Source organism: Leifsonia sp. Root4 (assembly GCF_001425085.1).
GTDB lineage: Bacteria > Actinomycetota > Actinomycetes > Actinomycetales > Microbacteriaceae > Microterricola.
The window spans coordinates 323,559-341,454 of the sequence record NZ_LMDN01000002.1 but is presented as its reverse complement, the minus strand read 5'-3'; the positions used below and the strand labels follow the sequence as shown (position 1 = coordinate 341,454).

Below are 17,896 nucleotides of genomic sequence, written 5' to 3'. Positions count from 1 at the left end.
ACGCGGCGGATGCCGGCTGCTATTCCCCAGCCTCACGCCGCGTCGGTGACGTGCCGGGAGCGCCAGGCCTTGATGAAGCCGTCGACGACGTCCCACACGGCCACGCCGATCACGATGAATGCGATCACCGGGACGGTGTACGTCATCGCCACCTCGAAGTCGGCGCCCGTCCCGGGAATCGCGTCGAGGAACGCGGGGTTGATCAGTTGCTCGGTCAGCAGCAGCCAGACCGCCGGCACGGTGAAGGCGACGTTGAGCAGCAGTTTGATGCTGGCGAGGCCCAGCGTCATCCGTCCACGCTGGTACACCATCACCGCGAACACCATCTCGAGTGCGATGAGGCCGAGGAACCAGTACATCCAGCCGTTCCAGAGCGCGGGCTCGAGCACGGGGATCGGGGTGCCGTCGGCATCCGTGAGGAAGGAGTTGAACTGCTGCCAGAAGAACCAGCCGGCGAACACGGCGAGGAAGACGAGGCTCACGATCAGTTCGGCGAGAGACTGGCGGCGGGCGGCGGGTGCGGGGAGTTGGGGCAGTGTGTCCGGCGTCCATGCGAGAAGCGGGCTGTCTCGTCCGGTCTTGCTGCGCTGGGAGTAGTCGCGCTCGACCAGCGCGAACACGAGCGTCACCCAGAAGCAGAGGTGCACGCCGACGCCGATGGCGGTGACGAACAGTGCGGCGATCACGTCGCCGACGTCGCCACCGGCGATGAGGCGGCCGAGCGCGGCCCCGAGCGCGGCGATCGGCACGACGATGGCGAGGAGCAGCTTGAGCAGGCGTAGCCAGTCGAGGTAATAACGCGGGCCGATCAGCTGCAGGGTGCGCTCGGTGTAGCCGGCGGCCAGGCGCTCCGGGTCGCCGAGCTCGAGCAGCGTCGCACGCTCGATGTCGGGGTCCGCGACGCCCTTCTCGCGCTGGGCGTCTGCGGTGTCGGCGATGAGGCCGCGCAGTTCCGGCTCGAGCTCCCCGCGTTGCTTCTCGGGGATGCTGCGCACGGCCGCCCAGACGTACCGGTCGGTGAGGGTGCTCATGGTCAATTTCCTTCCCTGGGTGCACGCGTCTTCAGCGCGCGCAGTGACTCGTCGATCGCGTGCCACTCCGTGGTCAGTGTGGCGGCGAGCTCGTGGCCGAGCGCGCTCGTGGTGTAGAACTTGCGGGGCCGGGCCTCATCGGTGTTCCATGCGCTGCTGAGGAGGCCCTGCTTCTCGAGCCGCCTGAGCAGCGGATAGAGCGTGCCGGCGTCAACGGAGAAGCCGAGCTCGCTGAGCGTCTCGAGCAGGGCATAGCCATACTCCGGCGTGGTCAGGCGCACCAGGCAGGCCAACACGACGGTGCCGCGGCGCAACTCCTGCACGTGTAGCTGCGTTGTCTCATCCATGCTCATGTTTCACACCATAGTGTGAGTCACACACTATTACAAGAGGCACATGCTCGAGCGGACGTCGTGGCGCCGCCGGGCGTCACGCTTCGCGTTGGTGGCTCTCCAGGAATTCGAACACCTCGGCGTCATCGACACCGGGGAAGGTGCCGGAGGGCAGCGGCGAGAGCACGTGGGCGTGCAGGCGCGCGCTCGGCCAGGCCTGACCGCTCCAGCGGGCGGCGAGCTCGGCCGGTGGGCGCCGGCAGCACGACTCATCTGGGCAGCGCGACTCGACCCGGTTCGACGTCTCGCGGCCGCGGAACCACTTCGCCTCGGCGAACGGCACGCCGACGCTGATCGAGAACTCGCCGGAGCGCCCGGTGCCCGATTGTGAACTCCCTGTCTGCGTCGCGCACCAGAAGGTGCCGGCTGGTGTGTCGGTGTACTGGTAGAACTCGGTCGTGCGGTTGGTGTGGGTGAAGGCGTTGCGCGCGCTCCACTGCTTGCACACGAACTGCCCCTCGATCGACCCGGTCACATCGGTCGGCAGTGGCAGGTCGTCGTTCTCGTAGCCCTTCTGCAGCGCGCCGTCGCCGCTCACGCGCAGGAAGTGCAGCTTCATGTCGAGGTGGACCGTTGCGAGGTTTGTGAAGCGGAGCGCCGCGGCCTCGTGCGTGACGCCGAATGCGTCGCGGAAGTCCTCGATCGCGAGCCGCTTCTCCTTCTTGGCCGTCTGCAGGAACGCCACGGACACCTCGCGCGGCATCAGGCAGCATGCCGCGTAGTAGTTGATCTCGAGCCGCTGCCAGAGGAATTCGGCGTAGCTGGCCGGACGCTGGTGGCCGAGCAGCCGGTGCGCCATCGCCTGCAGTGCCATCGAGCGCAGGCCATGACCGCCGGGGATCGAGGCCGGCGGCAGGTAGATGCGGCCGTTGGCGAGGTCGGTGAGCGAACGGGTCGAGCTCGGCAGGTCGTTCACGTAGATCAGCGTGAAGCCGAGCTGCTCAGCCATCACGCTCACCTCGCGGTGTGTCAGGGCTCCGGAGGTGTGACCGGATGCACGTACCCGTTCCTCGGCCAACGCCTCGATCTCGGGCATGTAGTTGTCGCGTTCCCGCATGCGCTCGCGCAGCTCCGTGTTGGCCCGGCGCGCCTCCTCCGGGGTGGCGATGGCCTCGGATGCCCGGCGGGCGAGTTCCCGGTGGAGTCCGACCATCGCCGCCAACGCCTCGGTGTTCATGCCCCGCGTCGGCTTCACCTGGGGCAGCCCGAGCGCAGCGTAGAGCGGGCTCTTCTGCGCCCGGCCGAGCTCGATCTCCAGCGCGGCCCGCTCGTTGGGGGCCTCGCCGGAGAGCAGGGCGCCGAGCTCGATGTCGAGCGCACCGGCGATCGCCTGCAGCGTGCCGACGCGGGCCTCACGCTTGCCGTTCTCGATCAGCGAGAGCTGGCTTCCGGCCAGTCCGAGTCGCTCGCCGAGCTGGTCCAGGGTGAGGCCACGCTGGCCGCGGAAGTGCCGGATGCGGTGGCCGAGCGTTTCAAGATCGGAGCTGCGTTGCTTCATGCCTTAAGAATACGGAAAGAATCGGGATTCTTAAGACCACTTTTCGTGGTTATGGGCCGAAAACAGGCGCATTCTGGAATGGAAGGTCGGGATTCACGCAGAACGGTCGCCATCGGCATCCGGATTCTGGGCGAATCGCCGCCGTACACACGAACTGCACGATGAAGAGCGGAAAGGCAAGAGACATGACAATCTCAGAGGTCTCAGTGGGAACGGGCTCCTCGGCACGCCCGGCCAACCAGGGAACGACCGACCCCGCGCTGCGCGCCTGGGTCAAGGAGATTGCCGCGATCACGCAGCCGGCCGACATCGTCTGGTGCGACGGCTCGATCGCCGAGGCAGACCACCTCACCAAACTGCTCGTCACCGAGGGCAAGCTCATCCGGCTGAACCCGGAATGGCGCCCCAACAGCTACCTTGCGCGCACCGACCCGAAGGACGTCGCCCGCGTCGAGGACCGCACCTTCATCTGCTCGACCTACGAAGAGGATGCGGGGCCGACCAACAACTGGCGCGACCCCAAGCAGATGCGCGCGGAGCTGCGCGAGGTCTTCACCGGCAGCATGCGCGGCCGCACGATGTACGTCGTGCCGTTCTCGATGGGCCCGCTCGGCGGCCCCATCTCGCAGCTCGGCGTCGAGATCACCGACTCACCGTACGTCGTGTTGAACATGGGCATCATGACCCGCATGGGCGACCGCGTCTACCGCATGATCGAAGACGGCGACGCCTGGGTGCGCACGGTGCACTCGGTCGGTTACGAGCTGGTGGATGCCGATGGCTTCCCGCGCGATGACCTCGACTGGCCGTGCAACGACACCAAGTACATCGTGCAGTTCCCCGACAGCCGCGAGGTGTGGTCGTACGGCTCCGGCTACGGCGGAAACGCCCTGCTGGCCAAGAAGTGCTTCGCGCTGCGCATCGCCTCGGTGATGGCGCGGGACGAGGGCTGGCTCGCCGAGCACATGCTGCTGATCAAGATCACCTCGCCGGAGGGCAAGAGCTACCACGTGGCTGCCGCCTTCCCCTCGGCCTGTGGCAAGACGAACCTGGCCATGCTGCGCCCGACGATCCCCGGCTGGAAGGTCGAGACCATCGGTGACGACATCGCCTGGCTGCGCCCGGGCAGCGACGGGCGGCTCTGGGCGATCAACCCGGAGGCCGGCTTCTTCGGTGTCGCCCCCGGCACGGGAAAGAGCACGAACCAGACCGCCGTCGACACTCTGTGGGGCAACACCATCTTCACCAACGTCGCGCTCCGCGACGACGGCGATGTCTGGTGGGAGGGTCTGACCGACACCCCGCCCGCACACCTGATCGACTGGCAGGGCAAGGACTGGACGCCGGATTCCGGTCGCCCGGCCGCGCACCCGAACTCGCGCTTCACGGTCTCCGCCGCGCAGTGCCCGTCGATCGCCGACGACTGGGAGAGCACCGACGGCGTGCCGATCGATGCGATCCTCTTCGGCGGCCGGCGTGCAACGAACGTGCCGCTCGTCGCCCAGGCCCGCAGCTGGAAGCACGGCGTCTTCATGGGTGCGACGATCAGCTCCGAGAAGACGGCCGCCGCTGAGGGCACCGTCGGCGAGCTGCGCCGCGACCCGTTCGCGATGCTCCCGTTCTGCGGCTACAACATGGCCGACTACTGGGCGCACTGGGTGAAGATGGGGCGCACGCTCGGCACCAAGGCGCCGCAGATCTTCCAGGTCAACTGGTTCCGCAAGGGCGCAGACGGCAGCTTCCTCTGGCCGGGCTTCGGCGAGAACGCGCGCGTGCTCGAGTGGATCGTCGCTCGCATCGAGGGCACCGTCGCGGGTGAGAACACCGCGGTGGGCGTCGTTCCGGCCGAGGGTGAACTCAACCTCGACGGCCTCGAGCTGGCCCCGGGTGCCACCCAGCAGCTGTTCGCAGTCGACAAGGCCTCGTGGCGTGCGGAGTGCGACCTCACCGAGGAGTACTTCGACCAGTTCAATGGCCGGGTGCCCGCCGCGCTGCTCGCCGAGCTGGCGAGCCTCCGCTACCACCTGAAGGATTAGACCAGGCCCCACAGCTTCACAGCGCAGGCGGGGGATGGCTTTGTACTCCTACTGCTCGCGTGCGTCTGTGAAAAACACGCCGGTGCGTGACTCGCCTCCTGAGTCACGCACCGGCGTCATTTCTGCGCAGTGCCCCGCTGGTTGAGTAGGCCGTCCACGGCCGTATCGAAACCGAGGCGCACAGGCTGGAGTCCGTGCGGGCACTCGGCTTCGGGTGCGGCCTCGTTCCTCGGCTGCTCCCTCGAGCCAGCGTGGAAGTGCGCGCGAAGCCCTGAGCGGAGCCGCGGCTACAGCTCGCGGGTGGCGCCTGCCGCCGCACGCACGGTGAAGAGCGTCGGCGCGGCGTAGCCGGCATCCGCGAACGCCTGCTCGACGGCGGCCGAGATCGGTGCGACCAGCTCGTGCGGAACCAGCGCGATCGCGGCACCGCCGAAGCCGCCGCCGGTCATGCGTGCACCGATGGCGCCGGCGGCCTTGGCCGTCTCGACGGCGAGGTCGAGCTCGGCGCAGCTGATCTCGAAGTCGTCGCGCATCGACACGTGTGAGGCATCCAGCAGGGCGCCGATGGCGCGCGGGCCGTGCTCGCGCAGGGTGCGCACGGTGTCCAGTACCCGCTGGTTCTCGGTGACGACGTGGCGAACGCGGCGGAAGGTCTCGGCGTCGAGCAGCTCCGCGGCCCTCGGGAGGTCGCGCTCGTGCAGGTCGCGCAGGGCGGGAACACCCATCGCGGCCGATCCCGCCTCGCAGGACGCGCGACGCGCGGCATAGCCGCCGGTCGCGTGCGAGTGGCTGACCGTGGTGTCGATGATGAGGAGCTCGAGACCGGCGGCGTCGAAGCCGAGCGGGATCACGTCGGCGTCGAGGGTGCGGCAGTCGAGGAACACGCCGGCGTCGGCCTCGCCGAGCAGCGAGGCGGACTGGTCCATGATGCCGGTGGGCGCACCGACCGCGCGGTTCTCGGCGAGCTGGCCGACCTTCGCGAGGGTGCGGCGGTCAAGGTCCAGGTGCCAGACATCGTTCAGGGCGACGGCGACCGCGCACTCGATCGCGGCGGAGGAGGAGAGTCCAGCGCCGATCGGCACCTCGGAGTCGATGTAGATGTCGGCTCCCGGCAGCGAGCCGAGGCGGGCACCGAACTGGCCGAGCGCCCAGGCGACGCCGAGCGGGTAGGCGGACCAGCCGGCAAGGTTCTCCGGAGAGAGCTCGTCGAGGCTGATCTGCACGGCCTCGGGGGCGTGTGCCGAGGCGACCCGCAGCACGTTGTCGTCGCGCAGGGTCAGCCCGATGAGCGTGCGGCGGTTGATCGCGAAGGGGAAGACGTAGCCGTCGTTATAGTCGGTGTGCTCACCGATCAAGTTGACGCGGCCGGGCGCCGACCAGAGCCCGCGCGGCTCGTGGCCGAAGCGGGCAGCGAACTCGGCGCGGATCGTGTCGGCGGTGACGGTGGGGCGCGATGCGGTCATGCTGGGGATCCTTCGGTGCTGGCTGCGGGGATGACTGGAGTTGCGGCATCCGCTCTGGCGATCGCCTCGCGGATGTTGGCGGCGGCGACCTCTGGCGCCACGTCGCCGATCCAGGCTCCCATGGCAGCCTCGGAACCGGCCAAGAATTTGAGCTTGTCGGCCGCGCGGCGCGGGCTGGTGAGCTGGAGCATCAGGCGGATGTCGTCGCGACCGCGCTCGACCGGCGCCTGGTGCCAGGCGGCGATATAGGGCGTCGGCGTCTCGTAGAGCGCGTCGATGCCGCGCAGCAGCCGGAGGTAGAGCACGGCCAGCTCGTCGCGCTCGGCGAGCGTCGTCGCGGCGAAGTCGGGCACGTGGCGGTGCGGCAGCATGTGCACCTCGACGGGCCAGCGGGCGGCGAAGGGAACGAACGCGGTCCAGTGCTCGCCCCGCAGCAGCACCCGCTCTCCCGCCTGCTCGAAGGCGAGGATGTCGCCGAACAGGCCGGTGCCGTCGGCGCCGGGCTCGTAGCGCTCCACCGACTCCAGCAGCCGCTGCGTGCGCGGCGTGATGTACGGGTAGGAGTAGATCTGGCCGTGCGGGTGGCCGAGGGTGACGCCGATGGCCTCGCCCCGGTTCTCGAACGGGAACACCTGGGCGATCCCGGGCATCGCCGAGAGGGCGGCGGTGCGCTCGGCCCAGGCCTCGATCACGGTGCGGGCGCGCGAGACCGACTGGGTACCGAACGAGCCCTCGTGCTCCGGGCTGAAGCAGACGACCTCGCAGCGGCCGACCGAGGTGCGGGTGCGGCCGAGTCCGACCGACTCCAGATCCTCCAGCGACTGCGGGGCGTCCATCGTCGGGTCGTCGGAGTCCGCGAGCAGCGGCCCGAACGACGGCGACTTGTTCTCGAACACGGCGACGTCGTAGCGGCTCGGGATCTCGGAGGGGTTGCCCGGTGACTGCGGCGACAGGGGGTCCAGGTGCGCGGGCGGCAGAACAACGCGGTTCTGCCTGGCGGCGGCGATCGACACCCATTCGCCGGTCAGTGGGTCCTGCCGCATGACGGCGTTGGCCGGGCGCGGGGCGAGCTCGCGCAGGTCCGGGGCGCGGTCAGGGGCCAGCGTCGTATCGGCATCGTCGAAGTAGATCAGCTCGCGGCCGTCGGCGAGGCGGTGGCTCTGGCGCGCAATGCGCTCATCGCGCGCGAAGGCGGGGGAGGCGGCATCCGAATGTGTGTCAGTCATGGCAGAGCCAGAGTAACCGATTTACGAATATGAAAGCAATGTACTTTCATATTGAAAAGCGGCCCGACAGCCGCCATGATGGGCTCATGCCAGCAGACAGCCCACAAGACATCCCAGCAGACGGCGGAGCGATCCGGGAGAGCCGCGATGCCCTGCCGGCGTGGCAGCGCCGGGAGCAGATCGTCGCGATGCTGGCTGAACGCGGATTCGTGCGCGTCGCCGACCTGGCCGAGAGCTTCGGGGTGAGCGGGGTGACCGCGCGCACCGACCTCGACAGCCTGGTCGAGGCGAATCTGGCCGAGCGGGTGCATGGGGGAGCCGTGCCCGTCGGGCAGGCACAGCGGGAGCGCGCCTTCGAGGTGGCGCTCGCCGAGTCCGTGCTGCCGAAACAGCAGATCGGTGAGCTCGCCGCCTCGCTCGTGCAGAGCGGGCAGAGCGTGCTGCTCGACGTCGGAACCACGACCCTCGCCGTCGCGCGGGCGCTGAAGGCCAGACGCGAGCTCGTCGACCTCGTGATCGTGACGAACGGCCTGAGCATCGCCCTCGAGCTGGAGAGCGAGATTCCGCGCTTCAGCGTGATCGTCACCGGCGGCGCGCTGCGCCCGCTGCAGCACTCGCTCGTCGACCCGCTGGCCGACCTCGTGCTCAGCCAGGTGCACGCCGACATCGCTTTCATCGGCTGCAACGGCATCGACGCCGAGCACGGCGTGAGCAACATCAACCTGCCCGAGGCGGCGATCAAGACGCGGATGGCGGCCTCGGCCGCCCGTGTCGTCGTCGTGGCCGACTCGTCCAAACTCGGGCGCGTGCACCTCGGCAAGGTGGCGCCGCTCGACGCAGTCGATTCCCTGGTGACGGACGCCGCGGCGCCCGCCGCCATCACGCCGGAGCTGCGCGCAGCGCTCGCCGCCGCCGGCGTGAACGTGCTCGTGCCGAAGGACTCCTAGGCTGATCCCATGACTTTCCCCACAGGCGAGCAGTTCGAGCTCGCACTCCAGACCCCCGCAGGAACGCTGCGCGCCGTCATCACCGAGCTCGCCGCCGGCATCCGCGAGCTGAGCATCGACGGAGTCGATCTCGTGCAGGGCTTCGACGCCGAGATCTCGCCGCCCTCCTGCGCCGGCTCGCTGCTGATGCCGTGGGGAAACCGGATTCCCGACGGCGTCTGGGTCGATGCGGCCGGCGTGAGCCACCAACTCGCCATCACCGAAGTCGACCTCAACAACGCCATTCACGGCCTGCTGCGCTACGCCCCCTACCGCGTCGTCGAGCAGAGCGCCTCCGCGATCACCCTGGCCGCGTCGGTGTTCCCGCAGCTCGGCTATCCCTTCCACCTCGACACCCTGGTCCGCTACGAGCTCGTCGCCGACGGGCTCTCCGTGACCCACACGGTGCGCAACGTCGCCGCCGGTGACGCCCCGGTCACGATCGCGTCCCACCCGTTCCTGCAGATCGGCGGCGTTCCGACCGAGGAGCTGACGCTCACCGTGAACGCCGACACGCACATCGACGTCGACGCGCGCCTGAACCCGACCGGGTTGAGCGCCGTCGTCGGCACCGCCTTCGACCTGCGTGCGGACAGCCCGCTGAGCCGCCGCGTCGGCGATCTCGCCCTCGACGACGCATGGGGTGACTCCCACGTCGTCGACGGCGAGACCGCGCACACCCTCACCGCTCCGGACGGCCGCAGCGTCGGCATCTGGGGTGACGAGAGCTTCGACTATGTGCAGGTGTACATCACGCCGAAGTTCCCCGCCCGCGGCGCCGCCACCGACCCGGACGTCGCGCCGGATGCCGTCGTCACCGCGATCGCGATCGAACCGATGACGGGGCCGGCCAACGCGTTCAACTCCGGCGCCGGGCTCACGCTCGTCGCGCCGGGTGAGGAATGGGTCACGCGCTGGGGCATCCGCTTCGCCGGATTCCCGAGCGCCTGATCGGCTCGCTCGGCGCCTGATCGCGCGCGATCGTTGTGATCGCCGCGGTCAGTCGTCGAGCACGAAGGTGACCTCGAGCACCACCTGGTAGCCGGTGATCGTGCCGTCGGTGACATCGACCTTCTGCTCCTTCACCCAGGCACCCGAGACGTTGCGCAGGGTCGCACTCGCGCGCTCGATGCCCCCTCTCACCGCGTCGTCGAAACTGGTCTCTGACCGCGAGCTGATGCTCGTGATGCGTGCGACGGTGCTCATGACAACCTCCTCGTTGGGCGGGGCAGCACGGCGGCGCCCCGTTCTGGCAGAGTCTCGTCGTCGCCGTGCGCCCCTGCAAGCCCCTTGCGTGCCGCACGGCGTTCCCCGGGATCGGCGGCGACTGGGCTAGCGTCGAACGAGAGCTGACACGCACCGCCTCGGTGCCGACGTGGCTCAGGTGACGAGGACTCGACCATGGCACACACTGCACCAGCGCCGAACGCGCGCGCATCGCTCTCGGCCGCGGATGCCGCCCGCGCCCAGTCCCTCCGCGGCATGAAGCGGCTCGCCACCAGCCTGCTGCTGATCGCGGCGCTGGTCTTCACAGTGTCCTTCGCCCTGCAGGACCAGTACCCGTGGCTCGGCTACGTGCGCGCGGCCGCCGAGGGCGCGATGGTCGGTGCGATCGCCGACTGGTTCGCCGTGACCGCCCTGTTCCGTTACCCGCTCGGCCTGCGCATCCCGCACACGGCGATCATCCCGAACCGCAAGGACGAGATCGGGGCGAGCCTCGGTGAATTCGTCGAGACCAACTTCCTCTCCGACGAGGTCGTGCTCGGCAAGTTGGAGAGCCTCGACATCGCGGGCAAGCTGGGCGGCTGGCTGCACGAGCCGGCGAACGCGCGCCGCTTCGGCGCTGAGGCGGCCGTCGCGGCACAGGGCGTGCTCACCCTGTTGAGCGACGACGACGTGAAGGACCTGCTCGAGAAGCTCGCCACCCGGCACCTGTTCGAGCCGGAGTGGTCCCCGGCGATCGGCAGGGTCGGCGAACAGCTGGTCGCCGCCGGGCAGCAGGGGCCGGCGGTCGAGGCGCTCCTCGCCAAGGCGGAGGAGTGGCTGCGGCAGCATCCGGAGGCCTTCTCGCAGGCCGTGTCAGAGCGCCTGCCGCGGTGGATCCCCGGTTTCGTCGATCGTTTCGTCGACGACAAGGCCTACCGCGAGGTGCTCGGCCTGGTGCAGGCCGTGCAGTCGGATCCGCGGCACCCGATCCGACTCGCCATCGACGACTACCTTGCCGACCTCGCCGCGAGTCTGCAGCACGACCCGGCCATGATTGCGCGGGTCGAGGGCATCAAGCTCGAGCTGCTGGAGAGCCCGCGCGTACGTGAGTTCGCCGGGGAGGCGTGGGCGTCGGTCAAGGAGAGCCTGGCCGCATCGCTGGCAGACCCCGAGAGCGAGCTCCGCCGCGGCCTCGAGTCGGCGGTCGTCGAGACGGGGGCACGCCTGCTCGCCGACCCCGGGCTCGCCGCGAAGGTCAACAGCTGGGTCGCGGATGCCGCGGCCTACCTCGTGCGCACCTATCGGCACGAGATCGCCGGGGTGATCACCGAGACCGTCGAACGCTGGGACCCGAGCGAGACCACGGAGAAGATCGAGCTCATGGTCGGCCGCGACCTGCAGTTCATCCGGATCAACGGCACGGTCGTCGGCGCGCTCGCCGGGCTCAGCATCTACGCGCTCGCCACCGGCATCCACGCGCTGCTCGCCTGACGGCTGGCGCCCGGCCTCCGCGAAGACTCGAGCCCGCTAGAGGTTCGCGGCGGCGATGACCTCGGCGTGCAGACGCAACAGGGGAGCGGTGCGGTCGGCCGGGCCGCGACCGAAACCGCACTCGGTGCCGATGCCGAACTCGGTGATCCCCGCGGATGCCAGCACCGGTCGCACGGCGGCGATCCGCCTGCTCGCGCCCTCGACGCCGTCTTCATGGTGCACGAGGCCGAGGAACAACGTCGTCTCCCGGTGCAGCGCCAGCTCGGCCAGCGGTGCCACGTATGCGGTGTCGTCGCGCTCGATCGGCACGGGCAGGTGCACCCAGTTGACGGGCCGGGTCACGGATGACGCGAGCACATTGGCGAGGGCGACGAGATTCGCGGTGTCCGCCGGCTCGACGAAGTGCTTCTCGGCGACGTCGCCGTAGCAGAGGTGGAATCCGAGTTCGACGGCATCCGGCACGTCATTCGCGATCGTGGCGGCCAACGCGCCGGCGGCGACGATGATCTCGGCGGTCGATGAATCGACCCCGGCCTCTGCGAACCACGCGACGGGCTTGGTGCCGCCGACGGAGACCTGTTCGATGTAGGTGAACTCGGTGGCGAGGTCGATCTGGATCGCCAGCTCCCCGGCGGGGATGGCGGCGGTGATCTCGGCGATCTCGCGGACGATCGCCGTGGAGTATGCCGGGTAGACGAGTGGCCGCTCGGCCGGCACGACGTAGACGGAGAGCGCGGCGAGCGGGCTCGGCACGCTCACCTGGAAGCGGGTGCCCGGCGCGATCACGCCGGCAGCCTTCAGCGCGGAGAACTCGGCGAAACTGGCGATGGCTGCATCCGCGTAGCCGAGTGGGCCGAACTCCAAGCCCTCCGCGGCAACCGTGCCGTCGAGGGTGAGCGGGCGCACGTCGAATCCGCCGATCACGATCGGGTCGATCGGCACGCGCGCGAGGCCATGGACGGCGTCGAAGGCCGAGCCCTGGAACAGGATCCAGTGGTAGCGCTCGCCGACCTCACCGTCGGGGATGCGGGCGATGTCAGAGCCGAGGTTCTCGGCGACGACCCGCAGGGTCGCTGCCGCGGTCGGCTGGTTGATCGAGCCGACGAGGTGTGCGCCGCGCACGGCGGGAAGAGCAGTCATGTCTCCAGCCTATTGCCGCGCCGCACGCCGCTTCCGGAGAGGGAATCGGTGCGACATAGAATCGGAGTTCCCCGCGAAGCACGCGGCGGGGTGTAAGCAGGACACAGTGAAGCGGTGCGTCGCGCCGCTCTCGCCCATCCGGGAGGCCACGATGCGCAAACGCGAAACCACCACCGAACGTCGGAGCGAGGGGAGCGTGGCGAAGCCGAGTGCAGCGAAGCCGAGCGGCATCGCGAAAATCCACCCGTTCACGATCGGATTCGTCGGTACCCTCGGCGTGCTGCTCGCGCTGCTCATCGGCAGCGTCGTCGGGCAACTCTCCACGGTGCTCGTCTACATCGGCCTCGCACTCTTCCTCTCGCTCGGCCTCGACCCGCTCGTCCAATTGCTGGAACGCAAGCTGCCGCGCCCCGGCGCGATCGCGATCGTGGTCGGCGGTGTGCTCCTCGCCTTCGCCGGCATCGTGCTGGCGATCGTGCCCGTGGTCGTGGATCAGGCGACGAAGCTCATCGAAGACGCCCCGCAGATGGTCGATGACTTCACGCACAGCGACTGGTACAACGACGTCGTCGCCCAGTACGGCAGCCAGTTCAAGGACGCCACAGAGTCTGTGCTGCAGTTCTTCCAGGACCCGAAGAACCTCGCCTCCATCGGCGGCGGAATCGTCGCGGTCGGAGCGGGTATCGCCGGCGGGCTGACCGGCGTCACGATCGTCATGATCCTCACGCTGTACTTCATGGCCGCGCTCCCGGCGATGAAGAAGATCGCGGCCCGCTTCGTGCCGGCCTACCAGCGCGAGGGATTCTCCGAGCTCACCGACGACGTCGCAGGTGCCGTGGGCCGATACGTGATCGGCCAGTTCAGCCTGGCGCTCATCAACGGCGTGCTCAGCTTCATCTTCTTGACGATCATCGGGGCACCGCTGCCAGGGCTCCTCGCGCTGATCGCCTTCATCGGCTCGTTGATCCCCATGGTCGGAACGCTGATCGGTGCGATCATCATCTCGTTGATCTGCCTCTTCGCCTCGCCGCTGACCGCGCTCGTCGCGGCCATCTACTACCTGATCTACATGCAGGTCGAGGCCTATGTGCTGAGCCCACGCATCATGAACAAGGCCGTCGCCGTTCCCGGCGCGATCGTCGTGATCGCGGCCGTCGGAGGCGGCACGATCGGCGGCGTGCTCGGCGCCCTCGTGGCGATCCCCGTCGCGGCCTCGGCGATCATCATCATTCAGAAGGTCGTCTTCCCGGCACAGGATCGGAAGACAGAGGACCCGGATGCCGTCGTGCCGGCCGTGGTGGCGATCGAGCAGTAGCGGCGAGGAGCCCGGCATCCGCATGCACTGGTGCCCCCACAGGGACTCGAACCCTGGACCCACAGATTAAAAGTCTGTTGCTCTAACCAACTGAGCTATAGGGGCACGTACCAATGTACAGGCTGAACGCGCAGAGTTTTCGCGCGTAACGTTGGAGTGGCGCGCCGCACTCGCACGAGGCGGTCGCGACACCCGAAACCGTGAGGAGACGACATGGCAGAGCACATCCACAAGCCGACGAAGTTTCCGAACCGCATCTTCGAGGCCTTCCAAGGCGGTGAGGATCCGGCGACGATCAGCCGTGTCGCGCACGAGACGGCGAACGCCCTGCTCTCGCGGGTGCGGTCCGACCCCGATCCCGAGGTGGTCGAGCGCCTCGTCGCCTACACCGACGAGAACGGCATCGACGCGGTCGCCGAGCTCTGGTCGCGTGCGACGCCCCGCAGCCTGCCCGGCGCGCTCTGGCGGATCTACCTGCTCCGGATGCTGATCCGGCAGGATCCGACCGGCACCAGCTTCCTGTTCCAGCGCGGCGTCGAGGTTGCACGCACCATCGACCCCGTCGTGGCCGGCGCCGCCCACCCGACCGGCCCGGACGAGATCATCGTGCTCGCCGACGCCATCCTCCGCGGCATCTACACCGGCGACTTCGCCGTCGCGCTCGACCGGGCCGCCGCATTCTGCCGCGTGATGTCGGCCGGTGCGACGAGCCTGGCCGACGATGCGGATGCCGCAGAGCCGGAGCGTGCCGCCGAGTTAACGCGCCGCGCGCTTCGCTTCACCGAGATGGGGGGCGAGCTCACGGCGTGCGCCCGCCTCTGGCGCACCCACTCGCTGGACTAGCCCGGGGATCCGCTCGGGAGAGCGCCTGTGCCCAGATGCATCGTTTACAATGGATTCTGGCCGGGCCGCAGTAACCCCGGGCTCCAAAATTAGCCGCTCCGAGCGGCCTCGCGCCGAGAGGCGTTCTGCGGCCCGGCTTTTTCGCGCCCACCGGGCAATCCGATCCGTCTCCCGCGTCGAACCCCCTGCAGACGAAACACAGTGCAGACGAAACACGGTGCAGACGAACACGGTGCAGGCCAACGGATTGCGCGGGACGGGAGAACTGCTGGCATGCTTGGTGCCGTGAGCGAGAATCCCGTGACGCAGAATTCGGCAGGCAACGCCGAACTCGCTGCAGCGCTGGAGCGGGTCGCAGCTGGCGACCAGCTCGCTTTCGGCGAACTCTACGATCTGACATCCGCGCGCATCTTCGGACTCGTGCGCAGGCTCCTCATCGATCACGCGCAGTCGGAGGAGGTGACCCAGGAGGTGTTCCTGGAGATCTGGCAGACCGCGCCCCGTTTCGATGCGACTCGCGGCGGCGCGATGTCGTGGATGATGACGATGGCGCACCGCCGGGCCGTCGATCGCATCAGGGCATCACAGGCTGGCCGCGACCGCGATCAGCGCATCGGTCGCAGAGACCTGACGGTGGCCTACGACGACGTCGCCGAAACAGTGGAGATCACGATCGAGCATGAAAGGGTGGCGAGGGCAATGACCCGATTGACTGAGCTGCAGCGCGAGGCGGTGAGCCTGGCCTACTACGGGGGACTCACGCACAGCGAGCTCGCGCACCATCTCGACGTGCCGCTCGGAACGGTCAAGACGCGCCTGCGCGATGGCATGATCCGGCTCCGCGACGAATTGGGGGTGAACGCATGAGCGAACGCGACGACAGCCTCAGCCGTGCGGCATCTGAGGCCCTGCACGCCACCGATGACCACGACTCCGGCGAGCAGAGCGCAGGCGACGCCGTCAACGAGTTCAGCGAGACCGCAGCCCAGCTCGGCCTCGCGACGACGCCGGTGCAGCCGCCGGCCTCCCTGCGCGACGAACTGATGGCGCGCATCGCGCTGACCCCGCAGCTGCCAGCCGCCGGCGACGCGGATGGCGGGGCGGATGCCGTGACCGCCGCCTCGCCGACCCTGCGGCTTCCCGCGGCACCGGCGCCCGCTCCTCCCGCCCCGACTGTCAGCGAGGAGCCGGGCCCGGCTGAGCGCCGCGCCAGCGCGCGGTGGCGGCGACCCGTCGGCGCGCTGCTCGCGGTCGCCGCGGCATCCGCGCTGTTCTTCGGCGGCCTCGCCATCGGAAACCTCAGCGACTCCACCCCGCCAAGCAACCCGAGCCAGGCAGAGGAGCTTGCCGCCATCGCGGCGGCGCCCGACTCGCAGCGAGCAGCAGCAGAGGTCGCCGGCGGCGGCACCGCGACGCTCGTCTGGTCGGGGGAGCTCGGCCGCTCTGCACTGCTCGCCGACGGGCTGGCCCCGCTTCCCGAGGGCCAGACGTACCAGCTCTGGTACATCGGAGAAGAGGGCCCGGTCTCGGCCGGAACCTTCGAGGCCAGCAGCAAGGGGACGACGTGGCACGTGCTCGAGGGCGAGATGAGCGCGGGCGACACCGTCGGCGTGACCGTCGAACCCAGCGGGGGATCTGACGCACCGACGAGCGATCCGATCGTCGCGATCGCCAGCTGATGGCTCGGCGGGCGTAGCATCGAGACATGCCGCTGCCGTACACACTCCTGATCAACCCACTGGCCGCCGACGCTCCCGACGACGGCTCGTGGTTCGCCGAGACATTCACAGAGATCGACTCCTCGGAGCCGGCGCTCCGGGTGAGCGAGCTCAGCACCCAGCGGGGTGACGGCGTCTTCGAGACGCTCTCCGTCGTCGACGGTCACGCCCAGGAGGTGCAGCCGCACCTGGCCCGGCTCGCCCGCTCGGCCCAGATCTGTGACCTGCCGCTGCCGAATCTGGCGCAGTGGTCGGCCGCGATCTCGGCGGCCGTCGCCCAGGTTCCGCACCAGGGCGAGCTGGCGATCAAGCTCGTGCTGAGCCGCGGCGTCGAGAACGGTCCGAGCCCGACCGCGTGGCTGCACGCGAGCGCCGCCACCGATTTCAGCGCCGTGCGCGAGAGCGGTGTGCGCGTGATCACACTCGACCGCGGCTACGACCGCGGCGTCGCCGAGAGGGCGCCCTGGCTGCTGCTCGGCGCCAAGACCCTCAGCTACGCGGTGAACATGGCCGCCCTGCGCGAGGCGCACCGGCGCGGTGCCGACGACACGATCTTCGTCACGAGTGACGGCTACGTGATGGAGGGCCCGACCTCCTCGGTGATCCTCCGCCACAACGGCGTCTTCTCGACTCCGGCCCCGAGCGGCGCCATCCTGCACGGCACGACCCAGACCAGCCTGTTCGAGTACCTCGAACGGCACGGGCACAGCGTCAGCTACCGCGACATCAGTGTCGAGGAACTGCGCGACGCGGATGCCGTCTGGCTCGTCTCGAGCATCCGGCTCGCCGTGGCGATCACCGAGCTCGACGGGCGTCAGCTTCCCGTCGACGCGCCCCTGACCAGGCTGTTCACCGAGTACCTGCTGTCGCCCAGGGACTGAGCGCGGCACCGCTCTCCGCGGAGCCGGCGGCGTGCGTTCCGTGTGGAACGGCCAGGCGTCCGGCATCCGTCGCGGCCAGTCCCGGCGTGACGAGCGCGGAGACGGCGAGCGAGCCGACCACGAGGCCGAGCGTGAACCGTCCGCCCGTTGCGTCGCCGCGGGCAGAGCCGGCGAATGGAGAGCGATCGTTCCCGACCCGTCGACGCAGTGCGAGCGCGCTCTGCACGGCGACACCGAGACCGAGCGCCGACGCGATCAGCAGCGGCAGGAACGGCAGCGGCGCCGCGTCACTCTGCACGAGCAGCGAGGTGGCGGCGCTACCGGATGTCGCATGCCGGTGCGGTGCCTGAGCGCCGAGCCCGCCGAGCAGCAGTGCGGCCCAGAGCAACGTCGGCAGCAGGAAGAGCGCCAGACTGATGGGTGGGGTCGGCATTCTGCCGATGTGCAGCGAGGCCAGGCCGAACACGGCCTGGCTCGCCGCCACGACGATCCACAGCGCTCCAAGCGTGATCGCGAGCACAACGCCATCGGTACCCGATGGAGCCGCCCCCAGCGCACCGGCGCCGACCGCCCCGTAGAGCAGTGCGGCGCCGAGCGCGGCAAGAGCGGGCCAACTGCGCGTGAACTGCGCCATGAACGGCTTCATGAGCCCGTCCTCCGCCGGCTGAGC

The 17,896-nt window shown here is 69.3% G+C and carries 17 protein-coding genes and 1 tRNA gene; 9 read left to right on the top strand and 9 right to left on the bottom strand.

What is annotated here, in order from left to right; all coding sequences use genetic code 11:
• Window positions 1–32: 32 nt before the first annotated feature.
• The 3 genes from ASC66_RS07755 to ASC66_RS07745 form a co-directional block, all read right to left on the bottom strand.
• Window positions 33–1,031: a hypothetical protein gene (locus tag ASC66_RS07755; RefSeq protein ID WP_055837272.1), complete on the bottom strand. Its 999-nt coding sequence runs from the start codon at window positions 1,029–1,031 to the stop codon at window positions 33–35.
• Between the two features lie 2 nt (window positions 1,032–1,033).
• Entirely contained in the window at window positions 1,034–1,384 is a 351-nt protein-coding gene (locus ASC66_RS07750; RefSeq protein ID WP_055837270.1) for a PadR family transcriptional regulator, read from the bottom strand.
• 76 nt (window positions 1,385–1,460) lie between these two features.
• Window positions 1,461–2,921 (bottom strand): helix-turn-helix transcriptional regulator, encoded by a 1,461-nt coding sequence (locus ASC66_RS07745; protein WP_055837267.1) that lies wholly within the window; start codon window positions 2,919–2,921, stop codon window positions 1,461–1,463.
• A 185-nt stretch (window positions 2,922–3,106) separates the two neighbouring features.
• Here ASC66_RS07745 and ASC66_RS07740 point away from each other — a divergent pair, with 185 nt between their 5' ends.
• A complete protein-coding gene (locus tag ASC66_RS07740; protein ID WP_055837264.1) occupies window positions 3,107–4,957 on the top strand; it encodes a phosphoenolpyruvate carboxykinase (GTP) in 1,851 nt (616 codons plus the stop codon).
• Between the two features lie 287 nt (window positions 4,958–5,244).
• Here the strand turns inward: ASC66_RS07740 and galK are convergent, their stop codons facing one another.
• Both galK and galT read right to left on the bottom strand, forming a co-directional pair.
• Window positions 5,245–6,420 carry a galactokinase gene (galK, locus tag ASC66_RS07735; RefSeq protein ID WP_055837260.1) on the bottom strand — a complete coding sequence of 392 codons (1,176 nt, stop codon included), beginning with the start codon at window positions 6,418–6,420 and terminating at the stop codon, window positions 5,245–5,247.
• Complete coding sequence (gene galT / locus ASC66_RS07730) at window positions 6,417–7,646, bottom strand: galactose-1-phosphate uridylyltransferase (RefSeq protein WP_055837258.1); 1,230 nt, start codon at window positions 7,644–7,646, stop codon at window positions 6,417–6,419. The genes galK and galT overlap by 4 nt, the downstream gene beginning before the upstream one ends.
• A gap of 86 nt (window positions 7,647–7,732) precedes the next feature.
• Between galT and ASC66_RS07725 the strand changes: the two genes are divergently transcribed.
• Both ASC66_RS07725 and ASC66_RS07720 read left to right on the top strand, forming a co-directional pair.
• Window positions 7,733–8,593: a DeoR/GlpR family DNA-binding transcription regulator gene (locus ASC66_RS07725; protein WP_055837255.1), complete on the top strand. Its 861-nt coding sequence runs from the start codon at window positions 7,733–7,735 to the stop codon at window positions 8,591–8,593.
• Window positions 8,594–8,602: 9 nt separating this feature from the next.
• Window positions 8,603–9,583, top strand: a complete 981-nt coding sequence (locus tag ASC66_RS07720) for an aldose 1-epimerase family protein (protein WP_055837253.1) — start codon at window positions 8,603–8,605, stop codon at window positions 9,581–9,583.
• Window positions 9,584–9,631: 48 nt separating this feature from the next.
• On the opposite strand, the gene ASC66_RS07715 is transcribed toward ASC66_RS07720, so the two are convergent.
• On the bottom strand, window positions 9,632–9,838 hold the full coding sequence (locus ASC66_RS07715) for a dodecin family protein (RefSeq protein WP_055837250.1): 207 nt from the start codon (window positions 9,836–9,838) through the stop codon (window positions 9,632–9,634).
• Between the two features lie 195 nt (window positions 9,839–10,033).
• Between ASC66_RS07715 and ASC66_RS07710 the strand changes: the two genes are divergently transcribed.
• Window positions 10,034–11,329 carry a DUF445 domain-containing protein gene (locus ASC66_RS07710; RefSeq protein WP_055837247.1) on the top strand — a complete coding sequence of 432 codons (1,296 nt, stop codon included), beginning with the start codon at window positions 10,034–10,036 and terminating at the stop codon, window positions 11,327–11,329.
• Window positions 11,330–11,365: 36 nt separating this feature from the next.
• On the opposite strand, the gene ASC66_RS07705 is transcribed toward ASC66_RS07710, so the two are convergent.
• Window positions 11,366–12,469, bottom strand: coding sequence for a hypothetical protein (locus ASC66_RS07705; protein WP_055837244.1), 1,104 nt, complete (start codon window positions 12,467–12,469; stop codon window positions 11,366–11,368).
• Between the two features lie 151 nt (window positions 12,470–12,620).
• Between ASC66_RS07705 and ASC66_RS07700 the strand changes: the two genes are divergently transcribed.
• Window positions 12,621–13,784 (top strand): AI-2E family transporter, encoded by a 1,164-nt coding sequence (locus tag ASC66_RS07700; protein ID WP_082492135.1) that lies wholly within the window; start codon window positions 12,621–12,623, stop codon window positions 13,782–13,784.
• A gap of 28 nt (window positions 13,785–13,812) precedes the next feature.
• Here the strand turns inward: ASC66_RS07700 and ASC66_RS07695 are convergent.
• A tRNA-Lys gene (locus ASC66_RS07695) sits at window positions 13,813–13,889 on the bottom strand.
• Between the two features lie 108 nt (window positions 13,890–13,997).
• On the opposite strand from ASC66_RS07695, the gene ASC66_RS07690 reads away from it, so the two are divergent.
• The 4 genes from ASC66_RS07690 to ASC66_RS07675 all read left to right on the top strand — a co-directional run bounded on the left by ASC66_RS07690 (window position 13,998) and on the right by ASC66_RS07675 (window position 17,226).
• Entirely contained in the window at window positions 13,998–14,627 is a 630-nt protein-coding gene (locus tag ASC66_RS07690) for a hypothetical protein (RefSeq protein WP_055837241.1), read from the top strand.
• A gap of 285 nt (window positions 14,628–14,912) precedes the next feature.
• A complete protein-coding gene (sigK, locus tag ASC66_RS07685) occupies window positions 14,913–15,494 on the top strand; it encodes an ECF RNA polymerase sigma factor SigK (protein WP_502691581.1) in 582 nt (193 codons plus the stop codon).
• Window positions 15,491–16,306 carry an anti-sigma factor gene (locus tag ASC66_RS07680; RefSeq protein WP_055837236.1) on the top strand — a complete coding sequence of 272 codons (816 nt, stop codon included), beginning with the start codon at window positions 15,491–15,493 and terminating at the stop codon, window positions 16,304–16,306. Before sigK ends, ASC66_RS07680 begins: the two co-directional genes overlap by 4 nt.
• A gap of 26 nt (window positions 16,307–16,332) precedes the next feature.
• Complete coding sequence (locus tag ASC66_RS07675; protein WP_055837233.1) at window positions 16,333–17,226, top strand: aminodeoxychorismate lyase; 894 nt, start codon at window positions 16,333–16,335, stop codon at window positions 17,224–17,226.
• Here ASC66_RS07675 and ASC66_RS07670 read toward each other — a convergent pair.
• The gene (locus ASC66_RS07670) at window positions 17,195–17,872 is read right to left on the bottom strand and encodes a hypothetical protein (RefSeq protein WP_055837230.1); all 678 of its coding nucleotides are present in this window, start codon (window positions 17,870–17,872) and stop codon (window positions 17,195–17,197) included. The genes ASC66_RS07675 and ASC66_RS07670 overlap by 32 nt on opposite strands.
• Between the last annotated feature and the right edge of the window lie 24 nt (window positions 17,873–17,896).